The sequence below is a fragment of the Azospirillum sp. Sh1 genome, assembly GCF_008365135.1.
GTDB lineage: Bacteria > Pseudomonadota > Alphaproteobacteria > Azospirillales > Azospirillaceae > Azospirillum > Azospirillum oryzae.
In genome coordinates, this window is sequence record NZ_VTTK01000020.1 from 92,949 (window position 1) to 114,857 (window position 21,909).

The 21,909-nt window shown below is 68.6% G+C and carries 23 protein-coding genes, 1 tRNA gene and 1 riboswitch; of the genes, 17 read left to right on the forward strand and 7 right to left on the reverse strand.

The features are described from left to right. The first annotated feature begins 21 nt into the window (after positions 1 to 21). The 5 genes from FZ029_RS19875 to FZ029_RS19895 all read left to right on the forward strand — a co-directional run bounded on the left by FZ029_RS19875 (position 22) and on the right by FZ029_RS19895 (position 4,757). Positions 22 to 1,116: a serine hydrolase domain-containing protein gene (locus tag FZ029_RS19875; RefSeq protein ID WP_247892410.1), complete on the forward strand. Its 1,095-nt coding sequence runs from the start codon at positions 22 to 24 to the stop codon at positions 1,114 to 1,116. A gap of 172 nt (positions 1,117 to 1,288) precedes the next feature. Then, positions 1,289 to 3,019 (forward strand): long-chain fatty acid--CoA ligase, encoded by a 1,731-nt coding sequence (locus FZ029_RS19880; RefSeq protein WP_149271258.1) that lies wholly within the window; start codon positions 1,289 to 1,291, stop codon positions 3,017 to 3,019. After that, positions 3,016 to 3,306 (forward strand): acylphosphatase, encoded by a 291-nt coding sequence (locus FZ029_RS19885; protein WP_149271260.1) that lies wholly within the window; start codon positions 3,016 to 3,018, stop codon positions 3,304 to 3,306. Before FZ029_RS19880 ends, FZ029_RS19885 begins: the two co-directional genes overlap by 4 nt. Before the next feature lie 88 nt (positions 3,307 to 3,394). After that, entirely contained in the window at positions 3,395 to 4,258 is an 864-nt protein-coding gene (locus FZ029_RS19890) for a hypothetical protein (protein WP_149271262.1), read from the forward strand. Then, positions 4,245 to 4,757, forward strand: coding sequence for a hypothetical protein (locus tag FZ029_RS19895; protein WP_149271264.1), 513 nt, complete (start codon positions 4,245 to 4,247; stop codon positions 4,755 to 4,757). The genes FZ029_RS19890 and FZ029_RS19895 overlap by 14 nt, the downstream gene beginning before the upstream one ends. A 2-nt stretch (positions 4,758 to 4,759) precedes the next feature. On the opposite strand, the gene lipB is transcribed toward FZ029_RS19895, so the two are convergent. Further along, on the reverse strand, positions 4,760 to 5,446 hold the full coding sequence (gene lipB, locus FZ029_RS19900; protein WP_149271303.1) for a lipoyl(octanoyl) transferase LipB: 687 nt from the start codon (positions 5,444 to 5,446) through the stop codon (positions 4,760 to 4,762). Between the two features lie 220 nt (positions 5,447 to 5,666). On the opposite strand from lipB, the gene FZ029_RS19905 reads away from it, so the two are divergent. Beyond that, positions 5,667 to 5,751 (forward strand) — tRNA-Leu (locus FZ029_RS19905). A gap of 107 nt (positions 5,752 to 5,858) precedes the next feature. On the opposite strand, the gene FZ029_RS19910 is transcribed toward FZ029_RS19905, so the two are convergent. Next, a complete protein-coding gene (locus tag FZ029_RS19910; protein ID WP_149271266.1) occupies positions 5,859 to 6,572 on the reverse strand; it encodes a phosphatase PAP2 family protein in 714 nt (237 codons plus the stop codon). A gap of 374 nt (positions 6,573 to 6,946) precedes the next feature. Here FZ029_RS19910 and FZ029_RS19915 point away from each other — a divergent pair, with 374 nt between their 5' ends. After that, positions 6,947 to 7,267 (forward strand): hypothetical protein, encoded by a 321-nt coding sequence (locus FZ029_RS19915; protein ID WP_149196701.1) that lies wholly within the window; start codon positions 6,947 to 6,949, stop codon positions 7,265 to 7,267. 63 nt (positions 7,268 to 7,330) lie between these two features. On the opposite strand, the gene FZ029_RS19920 is transcribed toward FZ029_RS19915, so the two are convergent. Next, complete coding sequence (locus FZ029_RS19920) at positions 7,331 to 7,633, reverse strand: STAS domain-containing protein (protein WP_085087879.1); 303 nt, start codon at positions 7,631 to 7,633, stop codon at positions 7,331 to 7,333. Positions 7,634 to 8,000: 367 nt separating this feature from the next. Here FZ029_RS19920 and mgtE point away from each other — a divergent pair, with 367 nt between their 5' ends. Then, positions 8,001 to 9,455 carry a magnesium transporter gene (gene mgtE / locus FZ029_RS19925; RefSeq protein ID WP_149271268.1) on the forward strand — a complete coding sequence of 485 codons (1,455 nt, stop codon included), beginning with the start codon at positions 8,001 to 8,003 and terminating at the stop codon, positions 9,453 to 9,455. Positions 9,456 to 9,492: 37 nt separating this feature from the next. Here the strand turns inward: mgtE and FZ029_RS19930 are convergent, their stop codons facing one another. Next, a complete protein-coding gene (locus FZ029_RS19930; protein WP_149271270.1) occupies positions 9,493 to 11,556 on the reverse strand; it encodes a methyl-accepting chemotaxis protein in 2,064 nt (687 codons plus the stop codon). A gap of 249 nt (positions 11,557 to 11,805) precedes the next feature. Next, a riboswitch (TPP riboswitch) is annotated at positions 11,806 to 11,905 on the forward strand. Between FZ029_RS19930 and thiO the strand changes: the two genes are divergently transcribed. The 5 genes from thiO to FZ029_RS19955 all read left to right on the forward strand — a co-directional run bounded on the left by thiO (position 11,897) and on the right by FZ029_RS19955 (position 15,243). Continuing rightward, positions 11,897 to 13,078 carry a glycine oxidase ThiO gene (gene thiO, locus FZ029_RS19935; protein WP_149271272.1) on the forward strand — a complete coding sequence of 394 codons (1,182 nt, stop codon included), beginning with the start codon at positions 11,897 to 11,899 and terminating at the stop codon, positions 13,076 to 13,078. It overlaps the preceding riboswitch by 9 nt. Next, positions 13,075 to 13,284 (forward strand): sulfur carrier protein ThiS, encoded by a 210-nt coding sequence (thiS, locus tag FZ029_RS19940; protein WP_149271274.1) that lies wholly within the window; start codon positions 13,075 to 13,077, stop codon positions 13,282 to 13,284. The genes thiO and thiS overlap by 4 nt, the downstream gene beginning before the upstream one ends. Positions 13,285 to 13,405: 121 nt before the next feature. Beyond that, complete coding sequence (locus FZ029_RS19945; RefSeq protein WP_149271276.1) at positions 13,406 to 14,212, forward strand: thiazole synthase; 807 nt, start codon at positions 13,406 to 13,408, stop codon at positions 14,210 to 14,212. A gap of 93 nt (positions 14,213 to 14,305) precedes the next feature. Then, positions 14,306 to 14,749 (forward strand): PaaI family thioesterase, encoded by a 444-nt coding sequence (locus FZ029_RS19950; protein ID WP_149196695.1) that lies wholly within the window; start codon positions 14,306 to 14,308, stop codon positions 14,747 to 14,749. A gap of 29 nt (positions 14,750 to 14,778) precedes the next feature. After that, positions 14,779 to 15,243: a hypothetical protein gene (locus tag FZ029_RS19955; RefSeq protein ID WP_188051988.1), complete on the forward strand. Its 465-nt coding sequence runs from the start codon at positions 14,779 to 14,781 to the stop codon at positions 15,241 to 15,243. Between the two features lie 175 nt (positions 15,244 to 15,418). Here the strand turns inward: FZ029_RS19955 and FZ029_RS19960 are convergent, their stop codons facing one another. The 3 genes from FZ029_RS19960 to FZ029_RS19970 all read right to left on the reverse strand — a co-directional run bounded on the left by FZ029_RS19960 (position 15,419) and on the right by FZ029_RS19970 (position 18,144). Further along, complete coding sequence (locus tag FZ029_RS19960) at positions 15,419 to 17,575, reverse strand: hypothetical protein (RefSeq protein WP_149271279.1); 2,157 nt, start codon at positions 17,573 to 17,575, stop codon at positions 15,419 to 15,421. 102 nt (positions 17,576 to 17,677) lie between these two features. Then, entirely contained in the window at positions 17,678 to 17,935 is a 258-nt protein-coding gene (locus FZ029_RS19965; protein ID WP_149271281.1) for a hypothetical protein, read from the reverse strand. A gap of 23 nt (positions 17,936 to 17,958) precedes the next feature. Further along, complete coding sequence (locus FZ029_RS19970) at positions 17,959 to 18,144, reverse strand: hypothetical protein (RefSeq protein ID WP_109151646.1); 186 nt, start codon at positions 18,142 to 18,144, stop codon at positions 17,959 to 17,961. Positions 18,145 to 18,394: 250 nt separating this feature from the next. On the opposite strand from FZ029_RS19970, the gene FZ029_RS19975 reads away from it, so the two are divergent. From FZ029_RS19975 to FZ029_RS19990, 4 genes are all read left to right on the forward strand, one after another. Next, entirely contained in the window at positions 18,395 to 19,108 is a 714-nt protein-coding gene (locus tag FZ029_RS19975; RefSeq protein WP_085087905.1) for a response regulator transcription factor, read from the forward strand. 122 nt (positions 19,109 to 19,230) lie between these two features. Continuing rightward, complete coding sequence (locus tag FZ029_RS19980; protein WP_149271283.1) at positions 19,231 to 19,845, forward strand: 2-hydroxychromene-2-carboxylate isomerase; 615 nt, start codon at positions 19,231 to 19,233, stop codon at positions 19,843 to 19,845. A 134-nt stretch (positions 19,846 to 19,979) separates the two neighbouring features. Further along, positions 19,980 to 21,020, forward strand: a complete 1,041-nt coding sequence (locus FZ029_RS19985; protein ID WP_149271285.1) for an ion channel — start codon at positions 19,980 to 19,982, stop codon at positions 21,018 to 21,020. Between the two features lie 116 nt (positions 21,021 to 21,136). Beyond that, the gene (locus FZ029_RS19990) at positions 21,137 to 21,565 is read left to right on the forward strand and encodes a DUF1489 domain-containing protein (RefSeq protein ID WP_149271287.1); all 429 of its coding nucleotides are present in this window, start codon (positions 21,137 to 21,139) and stop codon (positions 21,563 to 21,565) included. Positions 21,566 to 21,909 lie beyond the last annotated feature (344 nt).

Sequence of the window (21,909 nt, forward strand, 5' to 3'; positions counted from 1 at the left end):
GGTAGCGGGAGTGGGCGAGCAATGGACAAGAACAAAATGGCGGGCGCGGATACCGAACTGGGCCTGCTGACCGCCGCCCTGACCGGCCTGCTGGGGGAGGAAAGCGCAAGCCCCGCTCCGGCCGCGACCGCCATCGTCGCCTTCGTCCGTGGCCGGGGGGCCGATGCGGAGCCGGTCCGCACGCTGGTGCTGCGGCGGAAGCCCGTGCGCGGTGTGTCGGCGGCTGATCCGGCCGACCGGCGCGCCCTGGTCTACAGCCTGACCAAGACCATTCTTGCCGCCGCCGTGCTGCGGCTGGCCGCGCGCGGCGTGGTCGATCTCGACGGGCCGGCGGAGCGCTGGCTGCCGGAACTGGCCGGGCGGCCCGTGTCGGTCAGCGTGGCGCAGATCCTGACCCACCGCGCCGGCCTGCCCGAGTATGGCGGCCGGGCCGACTACCATGCCGCCGTCGCGGCCGGCGCGGAGCCCTGGAGCGGCGACGAGTTCCTGGCGCGCTCCGGGGTGGCGCAGGGCGAAGGACCGCCGGTCGGCAGCTTCGCCTATTCCAACATCGGCTATCTGCTGATCGGCCGGCTGCTGGAGCGGGCGGGCGGCGCCCCGCTGGCGGAGTTGCTGGCGCGCGAGGTCTTCGGCCCGCTCGGCCTGTCCAGCGCATCGCTTCTGCGCGACCGGTCCGACCTTGACGGGCTGTTCTTCGGACCGAGCCCGACCTTCGGCGGGGCTCCGGTGGCGGAGGCCTATCATCCCGGCTGGGTGTCGCATGGGGTGGCGGCGATGACGGCGGTGGATGCCTGCCGCCTCATCCACGGCCTGACGGAGGACTATCTGCCGGACGCGCTGCTGCGGCGGATGCGGGACGGGCTTCCGGTCGGCGGGCCGATGGGCGGGCGGCCCTGGGTCGAGCCGTCCTATGGGCTCGGCATGATGGTGGAGCTGGACCCGGTGGCCGGACCCTATTGGGGCCACACCGGCGGCGGGCCGGGGGTCACGCCCGCGGCCTTCCATGCGCCGGGGCCGGTCCCGGTCTCCGTCGCCGTCTTCCTGGATGGCGAGGACGGAAACCTCGCCGAATGGATGGCGGTGGAGGTGCTGCACCGGCTGCGCGGCGTGCGATAGCGCGGCACGCGGCACACCTCCTGCTTGTGCAAGATGGCTGCTTGTTCCGGATGGCGGCGATCCCATCTCCTCTCCAGGGGACAATCCCCCGCTTCCCGGCGTAGACTCAGGGCAGCGGCGGTGCCGGGCGAAACCGGCCACCGGGACGAAGAACCAAGGGGAGGAACCGCACATGGGAGACGCTGCCCGCAAGCTGCCCGATTATCCATGGCTGGCCTCATACCCACCGACGGTGGATTGGGCGATGCCCATCCCGGCCCGGCCGCTGACCGAGTTGCTGGAAGGCGCGGTTGCCCGCCACGGCGACAAGCCCTGCCTGAACTTCCTGGGCAAGCGCACCAGCTATCGCGAGCTTGGGCGGCTGGTCGACCGCGCCGCCCGCGGCTTCCAGGCGATCGGGGTGGGGAAGGGCACGCGGGTCGGGCTGTTCCTGCCCAACACGCCCTATTACGTCATCGCCTTCTTCGCCATCCTGAAGGCCGGCGGCACGGTGGTGAACTTCAACCCGCTCTATGCCGAGCGCGAACTGGTCCACCAGATCGGCGACAGCGACATCGACCTGATGGTCACGCTGGACCTGAAGCTTCTCTACGGCAAGATGGCGCGGATGCTGGAGGAGACCGGGCTGAAGCGGCTGGTCATCTGCCGCATGGCCGACATCCTGCCCTTCCCGAAGAACTGGCTGTTCCCCATCGCCAAAAAGGCGGAGATCGCGGCGATCCCGCGCGACGACCGCCACATCCCCTTCGCCAGACTGATCGCCAACGACGGCCGGCCGACTCCGGTCGCCATCGATGCGCAGGAGGATGTCGCGGTGCTGCAATACACCGGCGGCACCACCGGTGTGCCGAAGGGTGCGATGCTGACCCACGCCAACCTCTACGCCAACACCATCCAGTGCGCGACCTGGTACGCGGCGAAGGAGCGCAAGCCGGGGGAGGGCGGAGCCGAGGATGCGCAGGAGCGCATGCTGGGCGTGCTGCCGCTGTTCCACGTCTTCGCCATGACCGCGGTGATGAATTTCGGCCTGCATCTGGGGGCGGAGATCGTCCTGCTGCCACGCTTCGAGCTGGAGCAGGTGATGCGTACCCTGCAGAAGGAACGCATCACCCTGTTCCCCGCCGTGCCGACCATCTACACCGCGATCAACCATCATAAACATCTGGAGAAGTTCGATCTTTCGTCGATCCGCTTCTGCATGTCGGGTGGGGCGCCGCTGCCGCTGGAGGTGAAGGAGGCGTTCGAGCGCACGACCGGCTGCACGCTGGTGGAGGGCTATGGCCTGTCGGAATGCTCGCCCGTCGCCACCGTCAATCCGGCGGTTCTGCATTCGGACAAGAAGGGCTCCATCGGCCTGCCGCTGCCCGGCACCGTCGTCGAGATCGTCAGCCTGGAGGAACCGCGCCGCGTCCTGCCGCCGGGCGAGAAGGGCGAGGTCTGCATCCGCGGGCCGCAGGTGATGAAGGGCTATTGGCGCCGGCCGGCCGAGACGGCGCAGACGCTGGTCGACGGCCGCCTCCACACCGGCGATGTCGGGGTGATGGACGAGGACGGCTACACCACCATCGTCGACCGCATCAAGGACATGATCCTGTGCAGCGGCTTCAACGTCTATCCCCGCAATGTGGAGGAGGCGATCTACCTGCACCCGGCGGTCGCCGAATGCGTGGTGGCCGGCTTGCCGGACGAGTATCGCGGCCAGACGGTGAAGGCCTATGTCCGGCTGGACGACGGCAAGAGCCTGACCGCGGAGGAACTGATCGCCTTCCTGAAGGACAAGCTTTCGCCCATCGAGATGCCGAAAGTCGTCGAATTCCGCCAGGAGCTGCCCAAGACCATGATCGGAAAGCTGTCCCGCAAGGCCCTGCTGGACGAGGAGCAGGGCAAACGGAGCGCCGCATGACCGCCGTTGATCGCAAGGCGGTGCGCGTCCGCATCCAGGGCAGGGTGCAGGGGGTGTGGTATCGCGGCTGGACCGTCGATCAGGCGGGGGCTCTCGGCCTGACCGGCTGGGTGCGCAACCGCAGCGACGGCACGGTGGAGGCCCTGTTCGCCGGCCCCGCCGACGCCGTCGACCGCATGCTGGACGCCTGCCGCCGCGGCCCGCCCTCGGCCATCGTCCGCGACGTGGTGTCCGAACCGGAGCAGGACCCCGGCATGGCCGGTTTCGAGCAGCGGCCGACGGCGTAAGGTCGCGCATTAGCGTTCCGCTAACCATGACGGCGGCATGCTGGCCCCTGAGAGGTTCGGGGCGAAATGGTTTGGGGACGGTGGCTGGATGACCGCCAGAAAGCCGGATGTGGCCGACATGAAGGCCATGCTCACCGGCGTCTTTGCCAAGGCGGCGGAGGCGAAGGTCAAGGCTGTCCGCGCGCCCGTGGCTTCACCGCCGCCAAAAACTCCCTCCGTGCCAGGACGCGGCGACCCCGCCGTTCGCCTCAGCCTGGGGCCGGAGGCGGCGGAGGATGTGTCGGCGCGGCCGTCCGGACCGCCGGTTGCCGACTTTGCCGACCGGCTGGGGCCGGCGATCCAGGCGCTGGCACGCGATTTGGCTCGGCTGCTGACCGCCTTCGGCATGGACCGGAGCGATGCCGATGCTGCCGAAGCCGCGCTCGTCGCCCGCTTCGGCGTCGCGGAGCGCGGGGCTACCGTGATGGCGCTGGATGGACCGGCCGGCGAGTTGCGGCCACTGGCAACGGATGCCCGGCAGGACGTGGCGGTCGAACTGCGGGGGATTGGCCTCACCCTTGCTGACGGGAATGTGGAAGTGAGGCTGGACGAGACGGCCCTGGTACTGGCGCGGGTGCCGGCCGAGGAGAAGGGGGAGGGGCTGGCCGCCATGCGCTCCGCCATCCGTCCGGGCAAGGGGCTGACGGTCGAGACCGACCGGGTCGCCATCGACGATCTCGGCCGCGTCATGGAGATGCTGACCGGGGCGATGTCCGGGCCGCCGCAGGGACTGGAAGGCACGGTGACGCTGCAGCCGCTGGGGGTGCCGGAGGCAGGTGGAGCGCTGGACCTGTCGCTGTCGCTCTCCGGACGTTTGGGGGAGGTGATGCACCCCATGCTTTCAAAACACATGCCGGCAACGGAGAAGCCGGTCGGCGAGGTCAAGGAGCGTGGGTTCGATGTCCGGATTTGATGCGCCGATCAAGGCAGCCCTCTGGCTGTGCGGGCTGACGCTGCTGGGTGCCGCCCCGGCGCTGGCCGGTGCGCTGGAGCGGACGGAGCAGGGCCACATGGCGCCGCCGCAGCCGGGAGCCAGCCTGCCGATAGCGCCGCCGATCGTGCAATACGCGCTGCCGTCGCAGTGGATGACGATCCGCTCCAAGGAGGACTGGCGCAAGGCCGGCAAGTTCGAGAAGGAACTGAGCAAGGAGTGCGCCGCCCTGCGCTTCAACGAGATCGAACCGATGCGTTTCCGCGCCTATTACAAGGGCGAGGTGCTGGGCGTCGCCTTCGGCCACGGGCTGAACCTGAACGATCCCGGCAAGAAGGCCGACCGCAAGAAGATCTACCTGTTCCGCAACGGCGATTCGACCGGCTGCACCGTGCAGTCGATGGACAACCAGGACCCACGCGTGAACCCTGCCGGCAGCCAGGCCGCCACCCCGGCCGCCGGCGGGTTCAAGAAGTACTAGCCTTACCCCTCGCCGTCCTCCTCGCCCCGCATCGGGCCGCCGAACACCTCCGGCCATGCCGCGATCAGGGCGGAATCGACGTCCTCCATCGTCACCAGCTGGCCCAGCGCCACGATGGAGGTGACGCCATGCTCGGCGATGCCGCAGGGGACGATGCCGCCGAAATGGGACAGGTCCGGCTCCACGTTCAGGGCGATGCCGTGGAAGCTGACCCAGCGCCGCACCCGCACGCCGATGGCGGCGATCTTGTCCTCCTGGCCCTTCAGCCCGCCATAGGGCTGCTTGTCGACCCAGATGCCGACGCGGCCCTCGCGCCGCTCGCCCTTGATGTTGAAGGCGGCGAGCGTGCGGATGATCCATTCCTCCAGATCGCGGACGAAGCCGCGGATGTCGGCGCCGCGCTTCTTCAGGTCCAGCATGACGTAGGCCACGCGCTGTCCCGGCCCGTGATAGGTGTACTGGCCGCCGCGCCCGCTGCGGTAGACGGGGAAGCGGTCGGCCTCCAGCAGATCCTCGTCGCGCGCGCTGGTGCCGGCGGTGTAGAGCGGCGGATGCTCCAGCAGCCAGACCAGCTCCGGCGCGGTGCCGGCGCGGATCGCCTCGACGCGGGCCTCCATCTCGGCGATGGCGTCGGGGTAGGGCACCGGCACGTCGGAGATGCGCCACTCCATCGCCTGCGGGGCGGGCATGTCGGACTGGGGGGGACTGGCGGTCAGGCTGGTCGGGACGGTCATTCGATCTGGTCTCTAACGATGTCGGCTTGCGGTGTGGGCGGAGCGGCCGGAGGGCCGTTCCGAATTTTTCTTCGCAGACGATGATTGTAACGCTTGATCGGCCATCGGGAAGCTGATATCTACCCGCTCCACCCGATGAGGCGCGCGAGCGAGCGTCGGGGACTACCAGCCTGATGCGGTCGTGGCGGAATTGGTAGACGCGCAGCGTTGAGGTCGCTGTGGGGCAACCCGTGGAAGTTCGAGTCTTCTCGACCGCACCACTCTCCCATGCAGATGGGACCATCCCGGGGATACGGGAACACCGAAAGGCCCGCTGGTCGCAAGACCGAGCGGGCTTTTTCGTATCTGGGATTTGAGCGTCCGGGCCTTACCCCGCCAGCGCGTGCAGCAGCTTAGACGCTCCCCCGGCCGCGCGGCGGGCATCCTCGAACAGCACCATCATCTCGTAGATCACCAGGAAAGCGGCGCTGTAGAACCAGGGGCGCCAGCGTTCCTCGACCCAGGCGACCAGCCGGTGGACGCCGCCCATCGGCAGCAGCCGGGCGACGGCGAAGGCGCTCAGCATGCCGATCAGGGCGCCGCCGATGACGTCGCCCGGATAATGCAGGCCCAGATAGACCCGCGGCAGCGCGATCACCACCGCCGCCCACAGGCAGGCCAGCAGCCCCCACGGACGCGAGGCGCGGAGGAAGGTGGCGGCCAACGCGAAGCCCAGGGCGGCGTTGTCGCTGGGGAAGGAACTCCAGTTCTTCAGGGCGTCGCGGCTCTGGCCGATCGGCGGGACGAAGGGCAGGCCGGCGTCGTGCAGGGGGCGCGGCCGGGCCGGCATCACCGCCTGGATCAGGATGGACATGGCCACCGCCAGCACCACCGCGGCGATGGCATCCACCACCAGCCGGCGCCCGGCCTCCGTCTCCTCCCGGCGGAACCACAGCCACCAGAGGGCGGCGCTGAACAGCCCCAGTTTGATCAGATAGATGTTGGCGATCCCGCGCACCGCCATGTCCAACGCCGCGCTGTGTCCCGCGAACTGGTTCAGCCACAACAGCAGCGATTGGTCGAGACGATGCAGAAACTCCACTGCGACTCCTTTGGTGAGCGGGAGGCAAACGTCAGTGTTGCGTTTTCATGACAAGGACGGTCAACGGAGCATCGGAAGACGCCTTCCGGGGAAGGGGCGGGGCGTTTCGAGGTGCCCCTCTCGTCGCGTTCAGGGCGTTCGGTGCCGGCCGCAGGCGGCCGGATACTCTCAAGGTGCAACAGTATTTGATATCGTATTCGATAATAAAAATGAAAATATTCCACGTTGGATGATGTGGACTGAAAACCATTTTCTGTGAATTCACGTGCGCATCTCTTGCCGCCTATCGAAAGAGGTACTATCCTGCGCTGCGATTGGTGGAATGGGTGGCGTTGTGCCAGACCATTTGACCTGGGGATGCGACGGGGGATTTTATGGCGACTGTTGTGATGATGAAGCACCCGCAGACGGGGCTGCTCAAGAAGGGTCTGGTTGGGTTCAGCTGGACCACTCTGTTCTTCGGCGGTTTCCCGGCCCTGTTCCGCGGCGACTGGGGGATGGGGCTTCTTCTGATGCTGCTGGCTATCTTCACCGGCGGCATTTCCGGCATCATCGCCGCCTTTCTCTACAACAAGCACTACACGTCGAAGCTGATCGAGAAGGGTTATGTCTTCGCCGACACCGAGGCGCTGAACAGCCTCGCCCGCGCCAAGCTCGGCGTCGACGCGGCTTCCGCGGTTCCGAACCCGACCTGATCGGTTTCGAAGACCGGGCAAGACGAAGGGCGGTGCACGGTGCGGCACCGCCCTTCGTCTTTTTCAGCGGAACTCGATGTAGCGGTCCAGCGTGGCGCGGCGCAGCGCGCGGACGATGTGCGGGGCGGCCCCGCTGGCGACGATGTGGCCGCCGGCCTCGCGGCAGCGGTTCGCCAGGATGAACATCATGCCGATGGCCGCGGAATCGATGAAGGTGACGAAGCGCAGGTCGATCGGGACCACCGGGCTGGCCGCGAAGTCCCAGTCGCGCAGCATGTCGTGGAAGCGGGTGCCGTCCTCGTAGGTGCAGCGGCCGGACAGCAGGATGCCGTCGCGACCGCCGACGGTGGTGAAGGCATACTCCATCGGCGCGTCCGGTCCCTCTCCCCATCATGCGCCGCCTTGGTTGCGGCGCAGATGCATGGGAGCATGAAGGGTCGCGGCGGTGCAAGGATATGGTGGCAAAAGCGGCCGATGCCGCCGGTTCCTGCCGAACCGGGCTGGACAAACGGGGGCGGCGCCTCTATGTCGGGGGCGCTTCCGCCGTCACCGGTCCCGTCCCTTGACGGACGGCACCCGGCACCGGCCGGAAGGCTTCCACAACCCGCAAACCCCGAACGCCGCCGGCCCCGTCCGAAATCGCGGAGCCGTCCCGCCGTTCCCATGCCGTCGGAGTCCCGAGGGTATCCGGGTCCGGCATTCGGGGTTGCATCGTCGAAGGGAGGGTGCCGGCATGCACTCCGATCCCCACACGCCGGATCTGCGGCCGGACGGCGCCGCCCGCGCTCACGGCCAAGCCCACGCCCACGGCCGTCCCCATGCGGGTCCCGAGGCGGAGGACGAACGTCCCTACGGCGTCGAGCCGGATTTCGTGGAAGAGATCGTCGGCCTGCTGCGCGCCCGTGAACGCGAGGCCGTGCTGGCGCGGCTGGACGGGCTGCATGCCGCCGACATCGCCGATCTGATCGAACAGGCGGAGCCGACCGAGCGCGCCGACCTGATCGACCTGCTCCCCGCCGAACTGGACGGCGAGGTGCTGTCCTACCTGAACCCCGATCTCCGCGAAGCGCTGATCGAACGGTTCGAGCCGCAGGAGCTGGCCGACGCCGTCGCCGACCTCGACACCGACGACGCGGTGGAGCTGATCGAGGATCTGGACGCGGAGACGCGGGCGCAGATCCTGGCGAAGCTGCCCGACGCCGAACGCGCCCTGGTGCAGGAGAACCTGACCTACGACGAGGACAGCGCCGGCCGCATGATGCAGCGCGAGCTGGTCGCGGTGCCGGAATTCTGGACGGTCGGCAAGACCATCGACTTCGTCCGTGCGGCGACCGACACGCTGCCGGAGGATTTCTACGACATCTTCATCGTCGACCCGATGCACCGGGTGGTGGGTGCGGTGCCGCTGTCGCGCCTGCTGCGCCAGCGCCGGGCCGTGCGCATCGCCGATCTGGTGACCGGCGAGGTCGACGCCATCCCCGCCACCATGGAGCGGGCGGAGGTGGCGAACCTGTTCCGGCAATACGCCCTGGTCTCCGCGCCCGTCATCGACCCCGCCGGCCGGCTGATCGGCGTCATCACCGTCGACGACGTCGTCCGCATCATCGACGAGGAGGCGGAGGACGACCTGCGCAAGCTGAGCGGGTCGGGCGACACCGGCGTGTTCAGCGGCATCGCCGACATCGCCCGCAGCCGCGTCGGCTGGCTGACCATCAACCTCGCCACCGCCTTCCTGGCGTCGGGCGTCATCTCGCTGTTCGAGGCCACCATCGAGCAGATCGTGGCGCTGGCGGTGCTGATGCCGATCGTCGCCTCGATGGGTGGCAACGCCGGCACCCAGACGCTGGCCGTCGTCGTCCGCGCGCTGGCGACGCACGACCTGTCGTCGGCCAACGCGCTGCGCGTGGTGGGGAAGGAGTTGCTGGTCGGCCTCATCAACGGCGGCATCTTCGCCGTGATGGTCGGTCTGATCGCGCTGGTCTGGTACGGCCCCCTGATCGGCATCGTCATCGGGCTCGCCATGATCATCAATCTGGTGGTGGCGGGCCTGAGCGGCGCCCTGATCCCGCTGGGGCTGGAAAAGCTGGGGGTCGATCCGGCGGTGTCGAGCGCGGTGTTCCTGACGACGGTGACGGACGTCGTCGGCTTCCTGGCCTTCCTGGGGCTGGCTTCGGTGTTCCTGCTGTAGGTGCTGCGGTGGGTGGGGGCACCCGCCGCGCGTGCTCTCACCCCGCCCGGTCGAGCTGCTTCAGGAAGCCGATGTAATGGTTGATGTCCTCCATGCGGCGGGCATGGTCGTTCATGTCGGACAGGCGGCCTTCGATGGCCTTCTGCGCCCCCTCCACCTCGTCGATCACCGCATGGATGTCGGTCTGCAGCTCCTGCGAAGCGGAGGCGGCTTCGTCCATGCGGGCGCTGGTGTCGTCGAGCTGGCCGCCGACCGAGCGGACGGAGGTCACCACCTGATCGATGGCGCGGCGGGTGTCGCCCAGTGTCTGCTTGGTGTCGTTGGCCAGCTTGCGCACTTCCGCCGCCACCACGGCGAAACCCTTGCCCGCCTCTCCGGCACGGGCCGCCTCGATGGTGGCGTTCAGTGCCAGCAGGTTGGTCTGGCTGGCGATGCCGTCGATCACCGCCAGCACCTTCTCGATGCTCTTCACCACGGTGTTGAGCTGGGTGAACTCGCGCACCAGCGCCTCCTTGCGGTCGGCGTGGCCGTCGAACAGGGTGGCGTGGCGGTTCAGCGTCGCCTCGATCGCCGACATCGAACCGCCGATGCGCGCGGCATAGCTGGCGGTCTCCTGCACGCCGCCGGTCAGCGTCACCAGCGCGTCGAGATAGCTGTGCATCCGCTCGATCACCGCGTTGCGGATGCGGCTGAGCAGTTCAAGCCGGTTGTAGCGGGTGGCGATGAAATAGCTCTGGAACCGGGCGTAATGCACCGGGAAGCGGTCGACCATGTCGTCGGCAAAGGCGGTGCCGGGCGGCACCTCGAAGAACATCAGCGCCGACAGGGTCTGGTTGATGTTGATGCCCAGCAGTTCGCCGAAGGTGGAGAAGCCGGCGGCGGCCAGCCCGTCGAAGGCATGGACCCGCGACAGCTGGTCCGGGTTGTTCAGCCGGCGCAGGATGCAGTCGTTCAGGATGGCGCCCACCGGTCGCGGCTTGCCGCGCAGATAGGCCGCGAGGTCGTCCTCCGTCTGGCGGACGAAGTCGGTCGCCTCCACCAGACACAGCGAATCGCCGGGATTGACGTCACAGTAGAAGCCGACCTCGCCCTTCTCGAAATCGAAGCCAGAGATGGAACGGACGAACAGCTCCCCCTCCATCTCGACGGCGAAGGTGTTGTTGGCCAGTTTGCCCGGCAGGTCCTGCGGCTTGCAGCGCAGGGATTTGGCCAATGCGTCGATGAAGCCGATGACCTCGAAGCTGTCGCGGTCGATCACGCTGCGCACGATGCGGCGCATCGGGTCGGCATCGACCACGGCGAAGCGGGTCTGGGTCGGGCGGAAATTCTGCGACTTGAAGATGCCGTAGCGGATGCCGGGCGCCATCTTCAGGAAAATGGTCACCGCCGAATTCTCCAGCACGCGCTGGCCGTCGAACAGGTGGGTGTTGCGGAAATCGAGCTTGCCGCCGGCCGAGCCGCCGATGAACAGGCAGGGGAAATGGCCGGACCGGTAGACCGCCTCCATGAACCAGCTTTCGCTGGCCGACAGGCCGTCGATGAAGGTCAACGCCACCGTGTCGTGGCTGTCGACGGCGAAGGGGACGCGGATGCGGTCAAGCTCGCCGCGGATCGCCTCCACCCGCGCCGGCACGTCGCGGGTCGGGCGGCCGGCGCGCAGGTCGTCGCAATGCAGCGGCACCGTGTGGATGCTGACTCCGGCGAACAGGCGCGGGCTGAAGGATTGCAGCACCACGCTGTCCCAGCGGTCGCCGGCCTTGCGATAGAGCGGCTGGCCTTCGGCCGCGCACAGCTCGCCCGAGGTGGAGACCAGCACCAGTTGCGTCGACGGCGGAAGGGCGGAGCGCAGGGCGCGGGAGGTGGCGGCGAAATCGACATGCGGCGACACGAAGCCGACGACCAGAGCCGGCGCGCCGGCGGCGAAGCCCAGCCCCTCCAGCGCCGTGGCGCCGATCTGGGCGGCCGGCAGGCACAGGCTGCGGACCGGCGCTTCCGCCGGCGCGGTCGCCGGCGTTGCCGGATCGGATTTGCCAGCCGGGTTGCCGACCGGACTGCCGGAAATGGGGGCGTTCGGAGCGTCCGAGCGGAAGAATGACAGCATGCTGGCGAATCCTCGGTCGTCTTTGTTGTTCGTTCCGCACACCGGTCGCGCCCGTTTGTTGCAGCGAGTGCCCCGGTATGGCTTATTTTACGGATGGTTTAGCTGCCGATTGGTAGCGTTTCTTATCCGGGGAACTCCTTATTGTGCTGTGGCATGTCGCCGCATCGGCGGCAGTCGGCTGGGTGGGGCGGCGGGATGGATGAGTGTCGATTCCGCTTGTGGGGCCAGCGAAACATTGGCATAAGGCGAGCCATAGGCCTGGGGTGCCGCGCGGTGGTAGCGCGGCTGAGAACACACCCATCGAACCTGTCTGGGTAATTCCAGCGAAGGGAGCCGCCGCATGATCCATGCGCCAGAACCGTATTCTATTTCGGAGTGCGTCTCCGGATTCCGCCCATCCGTCGCCATCATCGGCGCCGGCTGCATCGGCCTCGCCATCGCCTGGAGGCTGGCGTCGGCCGGCTGCCGCGTCGATGTGTTCGAGCGGGGAGAGGCCGGCCGCGGCGCCACCCATGCCGCCGGCGGCATGCTGGCCGCCTGCGTCGAAACCGAACCGGGCGAGGAGGGGCTGCTGCCGCTGACCCGCGCCTCGCAGGCGCTGTGGCCGGACTTCGCCCGCGATCTCGAAGCCGCGAGCGGCATGGCCGTCGATCTGCGCAGCGAAGGCACGATGGTCATCGCGCTCACTGCCGACGATGCCGCCAAGGTCCGTTTCCTGCACGGTTTCCAGCGCGACCTGGGCTTGCCGGTGGAATGGCTGAGCGGGGCCGAGGTGCGGCGGCGCGAGCCTTTCCTGCAGCCCGGCGTCGCCGGTGCGCTGTTCTGTGCCGGCGACCATCAGGTCGACAACCGCAAGGTCGCAGCCGCCCTGCGCTGCGCCGCCGAGGCTGCCGGTGCCCGCCTGCATGAGCGCTGCGGCGAGGTGGCGCTGGCGGTGGAGGGCGGCCGCGCCGTGGGCGTGCGGGTTGCTGAAACTCTGCACCGGGCCGACCGGGTGGTGCTGGCCGCCGGGGCCTGGTCGGCCGGGGTGCCGGGACTGCCGCCCGCCGCCAAGCCGCCGGTGCGGCCGGTGAAGGGGCAGATGGTCTGTCTGAGGATGGACGCGCGGTTGCCGCTGCTGCGCCATGTGGTGTGGACGCCGGGCACCTACCTGATCCCGCGGCTGGATGGCCGGCTGCTGATCGGCGCCACGACGGAGGAGCGCGGCTTCGACGACCGCCTGACCGCCGGCGGGCAGTTCGCCCTGCTGGAGGGGGCATGGCGGGCGCTGCCGGGCATCGCCGAACTGCCGATCGAGGAGGCCTGGGTCGGGTTCCGTCCGGGCAGCCGCGACGATGCGCCGATCCTGGGCGAAAGCGGTGTTCCCGGCCTGATCCACGCCACCGGCCACCACCGCAACGGCATCCTGCTGACCCCGGTGACCGCCGACGGCATCGCCCGGCTTGTGCTGACCGGCGAGACCGACCCGCTGTTGCGCCCCTTCGCCGCCTGCCGATTCGTTGCGGCGGGAGCCGCCGCATGAGCGCCGTCCTCCGCGTCAACGGCCGCGAAGAGCCGCTGTCCGCCGCGTCCGTCGCCGAGTTCCTGGCCGGCCGCGGCATCGCCGAGTGTGCGCCGGGCGTCGCCGTCGCACTGAACGGCGCCGTCGTTCCCCGCCGCCGCTGGCCCGAAACCCCGCTCCAGCCCGGCGACAGCCTGGAAATCGTCCGCCCGATCCAAGGCGGCTGACCCCCTGACATCTCCCTCTCCCGGCCCGCGACACGGTAAGAATCCCCTCTCCCCCCTGGGGAGAGGGGGATTTTCCGGGGAGTCGCGGCTTCGGGAGAGGGCCTTTGCAAAGGCTCCCCACATGCTCCATTCCACCCCCGACACCCTCACCATCGCCGGGCGCAGCCTCGGTTCCCGTCTCTTCCTCGGCACCGCCGGCTATCCGAACCAGCAGGTGATGCTCGACGCGCTGGCGGCCAGCGGCAGCGAGCTGGTCACGCTGGCGATCCGGCGCATCAGCCTGGACGGCTATTCGGAAAGCCTCGTCGACGTGCTGGCCCGCGCCACCGCCGGGCGCCCCACCGGCCCGGTCGGGCTGCTGCCCAACACCGCCGGCTGCATGACCGCCAAAGAAGCCGTGCTGACCGCCCAGCTGTCGCGCGAGGCGCTGGATACGCCCTGGATCAAGCTGGAGGTCATCGGCGACCGTGAACTGCTCTATCCCGATGTCGAGGAACTGCTGCGGGCGACGGAGGAACTGGTGAATGACGGCTTCGTCGTGCTGCCCTATTGCAACGACGACCCCGTCACCTGCCGCAAGCTGGCTGATCTGGGCGCGGCGGCGGTGATGCCGCTGGGCGCCTTCATCGGCTCGGGCATGGGCATCCGCAACCCGCACGCCATCGAGACGATCTGCGCCCGCAGCCCCGTGCCGGTGGTGCTGGACGCCGGCATCGGCACCGCATCCGACGCGGCGCTGGCGATGGAGCTGGGCTGCGCCGCCGTGCTGCTGAACACGGCGGTGTCGAAGGCGCGCGATCCGGTGCGGATGGCGGCGGCGATGCGCGACGCGGTCTGCGCCGGCCGCTCCGCCCATCTGGCCGGCCGCATGCCGATGCGGGCCCAGGCCGAGCCGTCCAGCCCGCAGATGGGCCTGATCGGCAGCTGAGATCGGCAGGTGACCTATAGGGATACGGGCTTGATCCGGCGGGGCGGCTGTCGCAGGCTGTCCCGCAACGTCCCCTTCCCGGAGTGCTTCGCCTTGGCCGACACCTTCGTTCCCCGCGATCCCGACTGGAAGGCGCGCTGTCTCGCCTCCTTCGAACAGCAGCCGATCTGCCGGACGCTCGGCATCGAACTGACGGCGGTGGAGCCGGGATTCTGCGAGATGCGGCTGCCGTTTCGCGCCGAGCTGACGCAGCAGCACGGCTTCTTTCATGCCGGCATGGTCAGCACGCTGGCCGACAATGCCGGCGGTTATGCCGCCTACAGCCTGATGCCGGCCGGTGCCGAAGTGCTGGCGGTGGAGTTCAAGATCAACCTGATGGCGCCCGCCAAGGGCGACGTGATGATCGCCCGCGCCCGCGTGGTGAAGCCGGGCCGCACCCTGACGATCACCCAGGTCGAGGTGTCGATGTTGGATGGCGGCGCTGAGAAGGATTGCGCCCTGATGCAGCAGACCGCCATCTGCCTGTTGCCGAAGTGACGGTTCAACCGGTTCGAAAGGGCTCTTCCATGCTGTCTGTACGTCTGATGTCCGTGCCTGCCGCCCTTCTGCTGGCCGGCGGCTTTGCCACGCTGGCCGCCGCCCCGGCGGAGGCCAAGGACCCGCCGTCCTGCGCCGCCATCTCCTTCCGCGCACTGCCCGGCGGCGCGCCCGACGGCGAACAGGATGCCGGCCTCTACAAGTCGCGCTTCGGCAAGATCGAGGTGAAGGCCGACGTCAAGGGCGGGCAGGCCACCAACTATTATATGGTGCTGAACGGCAAGAAGGTGGACGGCCCGGCCAACCCGCCGAAGATGTCGGACTCCTGCCTGAAGTCCAAGCACGTCAAGCTGCCCTTCGCCAAGCAGCCGCAGGGCACCTGCACCGGCAGCCGTTTCCGCGTCGTCGTCGACCGCTCCAGCGGCAAGCCGGTCGCCGCCTTCTTCGGTCTGCAGGGGGAGGATTGGGCCTATTGCAGCGCGACGACGCTGTAGGAGGTGAAGTGTCGCGGCGGGTGCCTCCCTAACCCTCCCCCACCTTCGGTGGGAGAGGGAACTCCGCCGCTCCGCATTTCAGTAAGGCTGACAAGCGTCCTACCCCCTCTCCCACCAAAGGTGGGGGAGGGATGGGGAGGGGGCATCCAGGCCGCCACCTAACTCTTCGCTACCCTCAGATCGCCAAAGCCTTCACCCGCTCGCGCAGGGTCTGCCGCGCCGCTTCCGCTTCCGAGCGGGCGGTGGTCAGGTCGCGCGCCAGCGCATCCAGGCGGTTTTCCGCCTCCGCCATCTTGGCCAACGTCCGCTTGTGCAGGTCGCTGCCGGCCGGCAGGGCCTTCAGGTTCTCGCGCAGGCGGTCCTGGTCGGCGATGCGCTCCGCCCGCTCGTGCTCCAGCTCGGCGATGCGACGCTCCTTTTCGGCGACGGCGGCGCGCAGGCCGGCCAGCGTGGTCAGCGCCTGACGAACCTCCGCCGGCAATTCGGGGGCGGAGGCGCGGGCGGCGATCTGGTCGGCGGTCAGGTCGGTCAGGACGATCCGCTCCTGCCGCGGCCGTTCCAGCGTGGCGGTCAGCGTCACCGTCTTGCCGGCCGGCACCGCCAGCGGCAGACGATAGGCGGTGGCGGTCGCTTCCGGCTTGCCGTTCGCCGGTTCGGTCAATTCCCAGCCGGGACGGCGCGGATGCTCGATCACGACATCGCGGTCGGCATCCGGGGCACCGGCCACCGTATAGGTCGTACTCTGCCGGTCGATCACCGACAGGGTCAGCACGCCGTCGGCGATGGTGGCGCGGGACAGCCGGCGGCTCGGCTTCTCCTCGCGGTCGACGGTGACCGCCTGATCGACGGCGAAGGACAGCAGCCGGCTCTCGCCCGCCGGCAGGGTCGCCATCCGGGCGTCGCCGACGTAAGCGCTGTTCGCCGTGCCCCGGTCATAGAAGGTCAGCAATCCCGGCGGCAGGGCGGTGTCGCCGTCGTTGCGCAGCCGCAGGGATGCCAGCGGATGGCGGGCGTCGGCGGCGGGCTGGTAGAGCGCCACCCGCTCCACCGGCAGGGTGCTTGCGGCGATCGGCATCATCAGCGTCCCGCCATTCGGCACGCTGACCGGCTGCGGGTAATGGAACAGCACCTGGGCGCCCTCAGCCGCACCGGCCTCGGCACCCTGCACCGCGGCCATCGCCGGCGTTCCCGCGGCGCTGCCGTAGGGGGCGGCCTTCGCCAGCGCTTCACCCATCGGCGCCGGAGCCGGCGCGCCGGGCATCGGCGGGGGGGCGGCCATGGCGGTGACGGGCGGCGCCCCGGCACGCGAGGCCTCCGATTGTGCGCGCATCGCCGAACGGGCGTCGTTCAGCGTCACCGCGCCCTCGTCGGCGCTGGGCAGCACGCGGCCGAGCACCTCCACCGGCACCTCCGGCCGCTCGACGAAATAGGGGGTGTAGAGCGCCTGGCGCAGGGTCACCGGGTTGCCCGACACCACGGTCAGGTCGACGCCGCGCCAATCCTCGCCGCTCAGATTCTCCAGCACCGCCCAGCCCTGCAGTGCGCCCTTGCCCTTATCCGCCTGCCCGTTTTGCCCCTGTCCGTTTTGGCCTAGCCCGGTGCCGAGGCTGAGCCGGTATGTCGCCTTCCACAGCGGCATCTCCGCGACAAAGCCGACCCGGACCCGCCGCTCGCCGGCCGCCTGCCCATCCTGCGGCGCCCGGCTGTGGACGGTCAGCCGCCGCCGCTCGCGCCGGGCGTTCTCCGCCACCGCCGACAGTGCCCGGTCGATCTGCGCCTGCACCGCCGGATCGGTGAAGCGCAGCGCGTCGGCCTCCTCCAGCACCAGCTGGCGCAGGCCGTCGGCCGTCATCAGCGTCACGCGGTGGCGCGTGGTGGTGGCGCCGTCGTTCCCCGGCAGGCGCGCCGTCTCCTCCGTCACCGACATCAGTCGGCCGGTCAACTGGCGGGAGCCGCCGGTCGTCACCTCCGCCCCGCGCATCGCGTTCAGCAATGCGGCGGGGGAGGTGAGGTCGTCGGCCGAGAAGGGCAGCTCGCGGAAGGCGGTGTCCAGCGGTTCGGCTCCCGGCAGGGCGATGGTGCCGACGCCGCCCTTGTCGTCATAGACGACGATGCTTTTCAGCACGTCGTCGACCTGATCGCGCCGCACCTCCAGCGACAGGTCGGCGTCGCCGCTCACCGCCGCCTCATATTCGAAATAGCCGACGCCGCCGGTCGACAGCAGAACCCGCGTCAGCGCCAGCTGCCCGCCGGCCGGTCCGCCTGTCGCGGCAAACGCCGCCGGGGCCGCCATCAGCAGGGCAGTGGAGGCGAGAAGGATGGCGCGGGTCATGATGGGTCTCTCCGTGTTGTGACTCCCGAATGCCGACATAGGCGCGAAATCGGGCGGGAATAGGGAGAGCGCAACAGGAGGCTGTCCGAAAGTCCGGACAGGTCAGGGGGCCGCGGCCAGCCAGCGTTCCATCATCGTGCGCCACAGCGGCGCGCCGCCGTGGACTGCGATCTGGGCCGCGACCTGCGCGGCACCGGGCATGCAACCGGAATGATGGGCGCAACGCTCCGTCGCCGGACGGCGGTGGCCGTCGGCGGGCAGCCGCCTCGCCGCCCTGGAATGGGGTTGGCCATGGGACTGGCCATGGGGCGCGGTGCGGTGGGGCGGCATCGGTGTCGCCTGGGCGTTGCAGCCGGACATGATGATGGTCTTGCCGACGGTCCTCAGCCCAGCCGCCCGACCGAGCGCGCCGAGTCGAGGTGGCGCCTCGCCTCCCCCAGCAGCAGCCGGTGCTGCGCCAGCGTTTCGCGGATCGAGCCATGCTGTCCGTAGACCCGCACCTCGTTCAGCAGACGGTCGGCGCGGTCGAGCAGGGCCAGGCGCTCCAGGCAATGATCGATGTTCGACATGGCGGTGCTTCCCCATCACGGCATTGGTCCGGCGCCCATTGGCGGGCCGCCGTCCCCTGTTCGATGGTCTGGATTTAAACCGCAGCTTGTTTCTGGTTAATGTCCGCGCAACGGTATTTTTATGTCGCCGGTGCAGGACGCGGTTTCAACCAACTCATGTGGTCGGCGAATCGGCCGCGGCTGTTACGGGGTTGTAACGCATTGCGTGCCGCTCGCGCGTGAGATAAGAAGATTTGGGGAGGTAACAGGCATGCACATTCTCGCTGTCGACGACGACGAGCCGATTCGGGAGCTTTTGGCCTCATATCTGGCGGGAGAGGGCTACCGGGTCACGACGGCGCAGGACACCGCATCGGCCCGGCAGGCTCTGGATGGCGATCCTGTCGATCTCGTGGTCTGCGATCTGCGCCTGCCCGACGGCGACGGGCTGGGCCTGGTCCGCCAGATCCGCACCGAATCGCAGATCCCCGTCATCATCCTGTCCTCCAAGGATCAGGACGTCGACCGTATCGTCGGGCTGGAACTGGGGGCCGACGATTACCTGACCAAACCCTTCAACCCGCGCGAACTGCTGGCACGCATCAAGGCGGTCCTGCGTCGCGTCTCCAACGACGCCCGCCCGGCGCGCAGCGCGGACGAACTGCGTGCCGTGGTGCAGTTCGCCAATTGGGAACTCGACCTCACCGCCCAGCGCCTGCGCGGGCAGGAGGGGCGCGAAGTGGAACTGACCAAGGCGGAGTTCGGCCTGCTGGCGGCCTTCGTCAAACGGCCGCAGCGGGTGCTGACCCGCGACCAGCTGCTCGACCTCACCCGCGTCGACGGGGCGGAGGTGTTCGACCGGTCCATCGACGTGCTGATCCTGCGCCTGCGCCGCAAGATCGAGGCGAACCCGAAGGAGCCCCGCATCATCAAGACCGAACGCGGCGCCGGCTACGTCTTCGACGCCAAGGTGCGCACGGTCTGACGGGATGGTGACCGGGCCGTTCGGGGATCGCGCCTTCCCCGGACGCCCCCCGGATGCACTGCTGGACGCTGTTCCGCGCCCGCGTTAACCTTTCCGGAAAACCTGTCGGAGAGGAAACGCGCGTGCCGGACCCGATCGATTTCTATTTCGACTTCGCCTCGCCCTATGGCTATTTCGCCAGCCTGCGCATCGACGAACTGGCGGCGAAGCATGGCCGCACCGTCACCTGGCGCCCGATCCTTCTCGGGGCGATCTTCAAGGTGACGGGCATGAAGCCCAACCTGCAGCAGCCCTTGCGCGGCGAATATCTGACCCATGACGTCGGCCGCATCGCGCGGCTGACCAGCGCCCCCTTCACCTTCCCCGATTCGGCCCCGGCCAACGGCGTCGCCGCCTCGCGCGCCTTCTATTGGCTGACCGACGAGCATCCGGAACAGGCGAAGCTGCTGGCCCATGCGCTCTTCCATGCCCATTTCGGCGAGGGGCGGGACATCGGCCCGGCCGACACGGTGGCGGAGATCGCGGCGAAGACCCTGGGCAGTGTCGGCATCGACCGCGCCGCGGTGGCCGCCGCCATCCAGGATCCGGCGGTCAAGGACCGGCTGCGCACCGAAACCGACGATGCGGTGGACCGTGGCGTCTTCGGTTCGCCCTTCGTCTTCGTCGATGGCGAACCTTTCTGGGGCTGGGACCGCCTCGACATGGTCGACCGCTGGCTCGCCACCGGCGGCTGGTAGGGCAGGGGCGGAAACCTCGGACAAGGCTGCGGAAAATGCTGACTCCCGGGGCGGGCAAACGGCTATAACTGCGGAACAGGACCTTCGTCCGGGCACCGGATCCGGTGTCTGTTTCCGTTTCGGTTTGCCGCCCCATGGACCAGATCGTTCCCGACCGCCGCCCTCGGACGACCAGCCCGCCCCCGGCGGTTCCTCCCGGCAGTCCACTCGGCGGCGGCCATGGGGGATCTCACGCCGGCCCCCATGGAGCCAAGGGGACATCCAAATCCTGGCTGGGCGGGGCGTTGCTGACGGCCCTGCTGCTCGGCCTGATCGCACTGTCGATCCGGTCGGTGTCCGGCAATCTGACCTTCGTTCTGCTGGGGTCGGTTGGCCTCGTGGTCGGCACCTTCCATTATCTGTTTCCGGGCAGCCAGTTCTTCACGCTGGCGCTGACCAACTTCATCGGCGTCTATGCCTGCATCTTCGTTTTTTTCGCCGAAAGCAACTTCCACAACATCAGTCCGCTGATCCAGGGCATCGCCTTCGTCCTGCCGCTGGCCGCTTTCCTGGGTGGGGCGTGGTGGCGGGCGGAGGATATCCGGCGCATCGTGATGTCGCGGCGATTGCGGGAGGGGAGTCATTTCGACCGCGTCTTCCTGTGGATGGCACCGGTCTGGGGCATCGGCGCCCTGACCTTCCTGGTGCCCGAACAGGAGATGGACACCCAGACGATCAGCGCGATCTTCCTGCTGGCCATGTCGGCGATTGCCGCCATCGTCGCCCTGGTGTCGCGCGACATCGCCATCTTCCTGCTCGACGCCGGGCTGCTGTTCGAAGGCTTCTTCCAGCAATCGGCGCGTCTGGTGCTGCCGGCCTTCGCGTTCCTGACCTTCTATTCGCTCTGCATCATCCTGTTCGGCGCCATCTACACCATCATGGACCGCTTCATGGCGGAGCCGAACTTCGTCATCGAAGGCGTCAGGCGCGACCTGACCTTCGCCGAGGGGATCTATTTCTCCATCGTGACCTTCGCCACCGTCGGGTATGGCGACATCCATCCGGTGTCCGGGCCGGTTCGTCTGGTCTGCGGCATCGAGATCATCATGGGCGTGCTGCTGCTGCTGTTCGGCTTCAGCGCCATCATCGGCCATGCCCGGCCGACCAACCGGTCCGACCGCAACGATCCGCTCTGAGGACAGATCCGCCCGGCGGTCTCGGCAGAAGGACAATCCTGCATAGCGCACTATGTCAGGGGGCGCGCTATGTTGGGCGCGGTTCCGTTCCTCACGTCAGAGACTTCAGCGTTCCCATGCCTCTCCATCTCATCAAGCTCGCCGTCGGTGTCCGCGACCTCGACCATTTGGCGGAGTTGCAGGACCGCCGCGCCGTATCGGCCGACGGCCAGACCCGCATCCCCGTCTATACCCGTCGCCTGCCCAAGCGTGGCGACGAGTTGCTGGCCGGCGGCTCGATCTATTGGGTCATCAAGGGCAGCGTCCTGGTGCGCCAACCCATCCTTGCCATCGATACCGCCACCGACGAGGAGGGGGAGAGCTACTGCACCCTGCAGCTCGCCGCCGACCGGGTGCCGACGGTGCCGACCCCGCATCGCCCCTTCCAGGGCTGGCGCTACCTGACGGCCGAAGCCGCTCCCCAGGATCTCTCGGCCGCCGGCGGGGCAGGGGACGAGTTGCCGGCCGACATGGCGGCGGAACTGCGGGCGCTCGGCCTGCTCTGATGAAAACATCAGTCGGTTCAGCGAACATAAAAATGCAGAAGGCGATGAAAAAAGCGCTTGCGTGGTTTGGGGGAGGGCGCCTATAAACCGCTCCACCGACGGCGGGGCGCTGAACGAGGCGCAGCGGCGGCGGCAGAAACGGAAGAGAAAACAGCGACTTAGTGGTTTTGGTCTTCCGGCTTCGACCGAAATTCTCCGGTCACTCTGACCCGATCCTCCTGAAGAAGGGGATGCGGAAGAGCGGCCGGTGCGACGCGTCTCAGCGTTGCGGGTTCTTTGACAAGTTTATACCGTGTTGTGAGAAGGGATGCGCAGGCGGCGGCAGTTGGTAGCCGTTGCGGCCT

What these genes read in the sequence shown, in the direction of transcription:
- FZ029_RS19955 (WP_188051988.1), top strand. Translation starts at nt 14,779, where the DNA reads ATGCTGTCTGTACGTCTGATGTCCGTGCCTGCCGCCCTTCTGCTGGCC.
- FZ029_RS19885 (WP_149271260.1), top strand. Translation starts at nt 3,016, where the DNA reads ATGACCGCCGTTGATCGCAAGGCGGTGCGCGTCCGCATCCAGGGCAGG.
- FZ029_RS19960 (WP_149271279.1), bottom strand. Translation starts at nt 17,575, where the DNA reads ATGACCCGCGCCATCCTTCTCGCCTCCACTGCCCTGCTGATGGCGGCC.
- FZ029_RS19890 (WP_149271262.1), top strand. Translation starts at nt 3,395, where the DNA reads ATGACCGCCAGAAAGCCGGATGTGGCCGACATGAAGGCCATGCTCACC.
- FZ029_RS19970 (WP_109151646.1), bottom strand. Translation starts at nt 18,144, where the DNA reads ATGTCGAACATCGATCATTGCCTGGAGCGCCTGGCCCTGCTCGACCGC.
- FZ029_RS19875 (WP_247892410.1), top strand. Translation starts at nt 22, where the DNA reads ATGGACAAGAACAAAATGGCGGGCGCGGATACCGAACTGGGCCTGCTG.
- mgtE (WP_149271268.1), top strand. Translation starts at nt 8,001, where the DNA reads ATGCACTCCGATCCCCACACGCCGGATCTGCGGCCGGACGGCGCCGCC.
- thiS (WP_149271274.1), top strand. Translation starts at nt 13,075, where the DNA reads ATGAGCGCCGTCCTCCGCGTCAACGGCCGCGAAGAGCCGCTGTCCGCC.
- lipB (WP_149271303.1), bottom strand. Translation starts at nt 5,446, where the DNA reads ATGCCCGCCCCGCAGGCGATGGAGTGGCGCATCTCCGACGTGCCGGTG.
- FZ029_RS19990 (WP_149271287.1), top strand. Translation starts at nt 21,137, where the DNA reads ATGCCTCTCCATCTCATCAAGCTCGCCGTCGGTGTCCGCGACCTCGAC.
- FZ029_RS19895 (WP_149271264.1), top strand. Translation starts at nt 4,245, where the DNA reads ATGTCCGGATTTGATGCGCCGATCAAGGCAGCCCTCTGGCTGTGCGGG.
- FZ029_RS19975 (WP_085087905.1), top strand. Translation starts at nt 18,395, where the DNA reads ATGCACATTCTCGCTGTCGACGACGACGAGCCGATTCGGGAGCTTTTG.
- FZ029_RS19880 (WP_149271258.1), top strand. Translation starts at nt 1,289, where the DNA reads ATGGGAGACGCTGCCCGCAAGCTGCCCGATTATCCATGGCTGGCCTCA.
- FZ029_RS19930 (WP_149271270.1), bottom strand. Translation starts at nt 11,556, where the DNA reads ATGCTGTCATTCTTCCGCTCGGACGCTCCGAACGCCCCCATTTCCGGC.
- thiO (WP_149271272.1), top strand. Translation starts at nt 11,897, where the DNA reads ATGATCCATGCGCCAGAACCGTATTCTATTTCGGAGTGCGTCTCCGGA.
- FZ029_RS19985 (WP_149271285.1), top strand. Translation starts at nt 19,980, where the DNA reads ATGGACCAGATCGTTCCCGACCGCCGCCCTCGGACGACCAGCCCGCCC.
- FZ029_RS19945 (WP_149271276.1), top strand. Translation starts at nt 13,406, where the DNA reads ATGCTCCATTCCACCCCCGACACCCTCACCATCGCCGGGCGCAGCCTC.
- FZ029_RS19915 (WP_149196701.1), top strand. Translation starts at nt 6,947, where the DNA reads ATGGCGACTGTTGTGATGATGAAGCACCCGCAGACGGGGCTGCTCAAG.
- FZ029_RS19965 (WP_149271281.1), bottom strand. Translation starts at nt 17,935, where the DNA reads ATGTCCGGCTGCAACGCCCAGGCGACACCGATGCCGCCCCACCGCACC.
- FZ029_RS19920 (WP_085087879.1), bottom strand. Translation starts at nt 7,633, where the DNA reads ATGGAGTATGCCTTCACCACCGTCGGCGGTCGCGACGGCATCCTGCTG.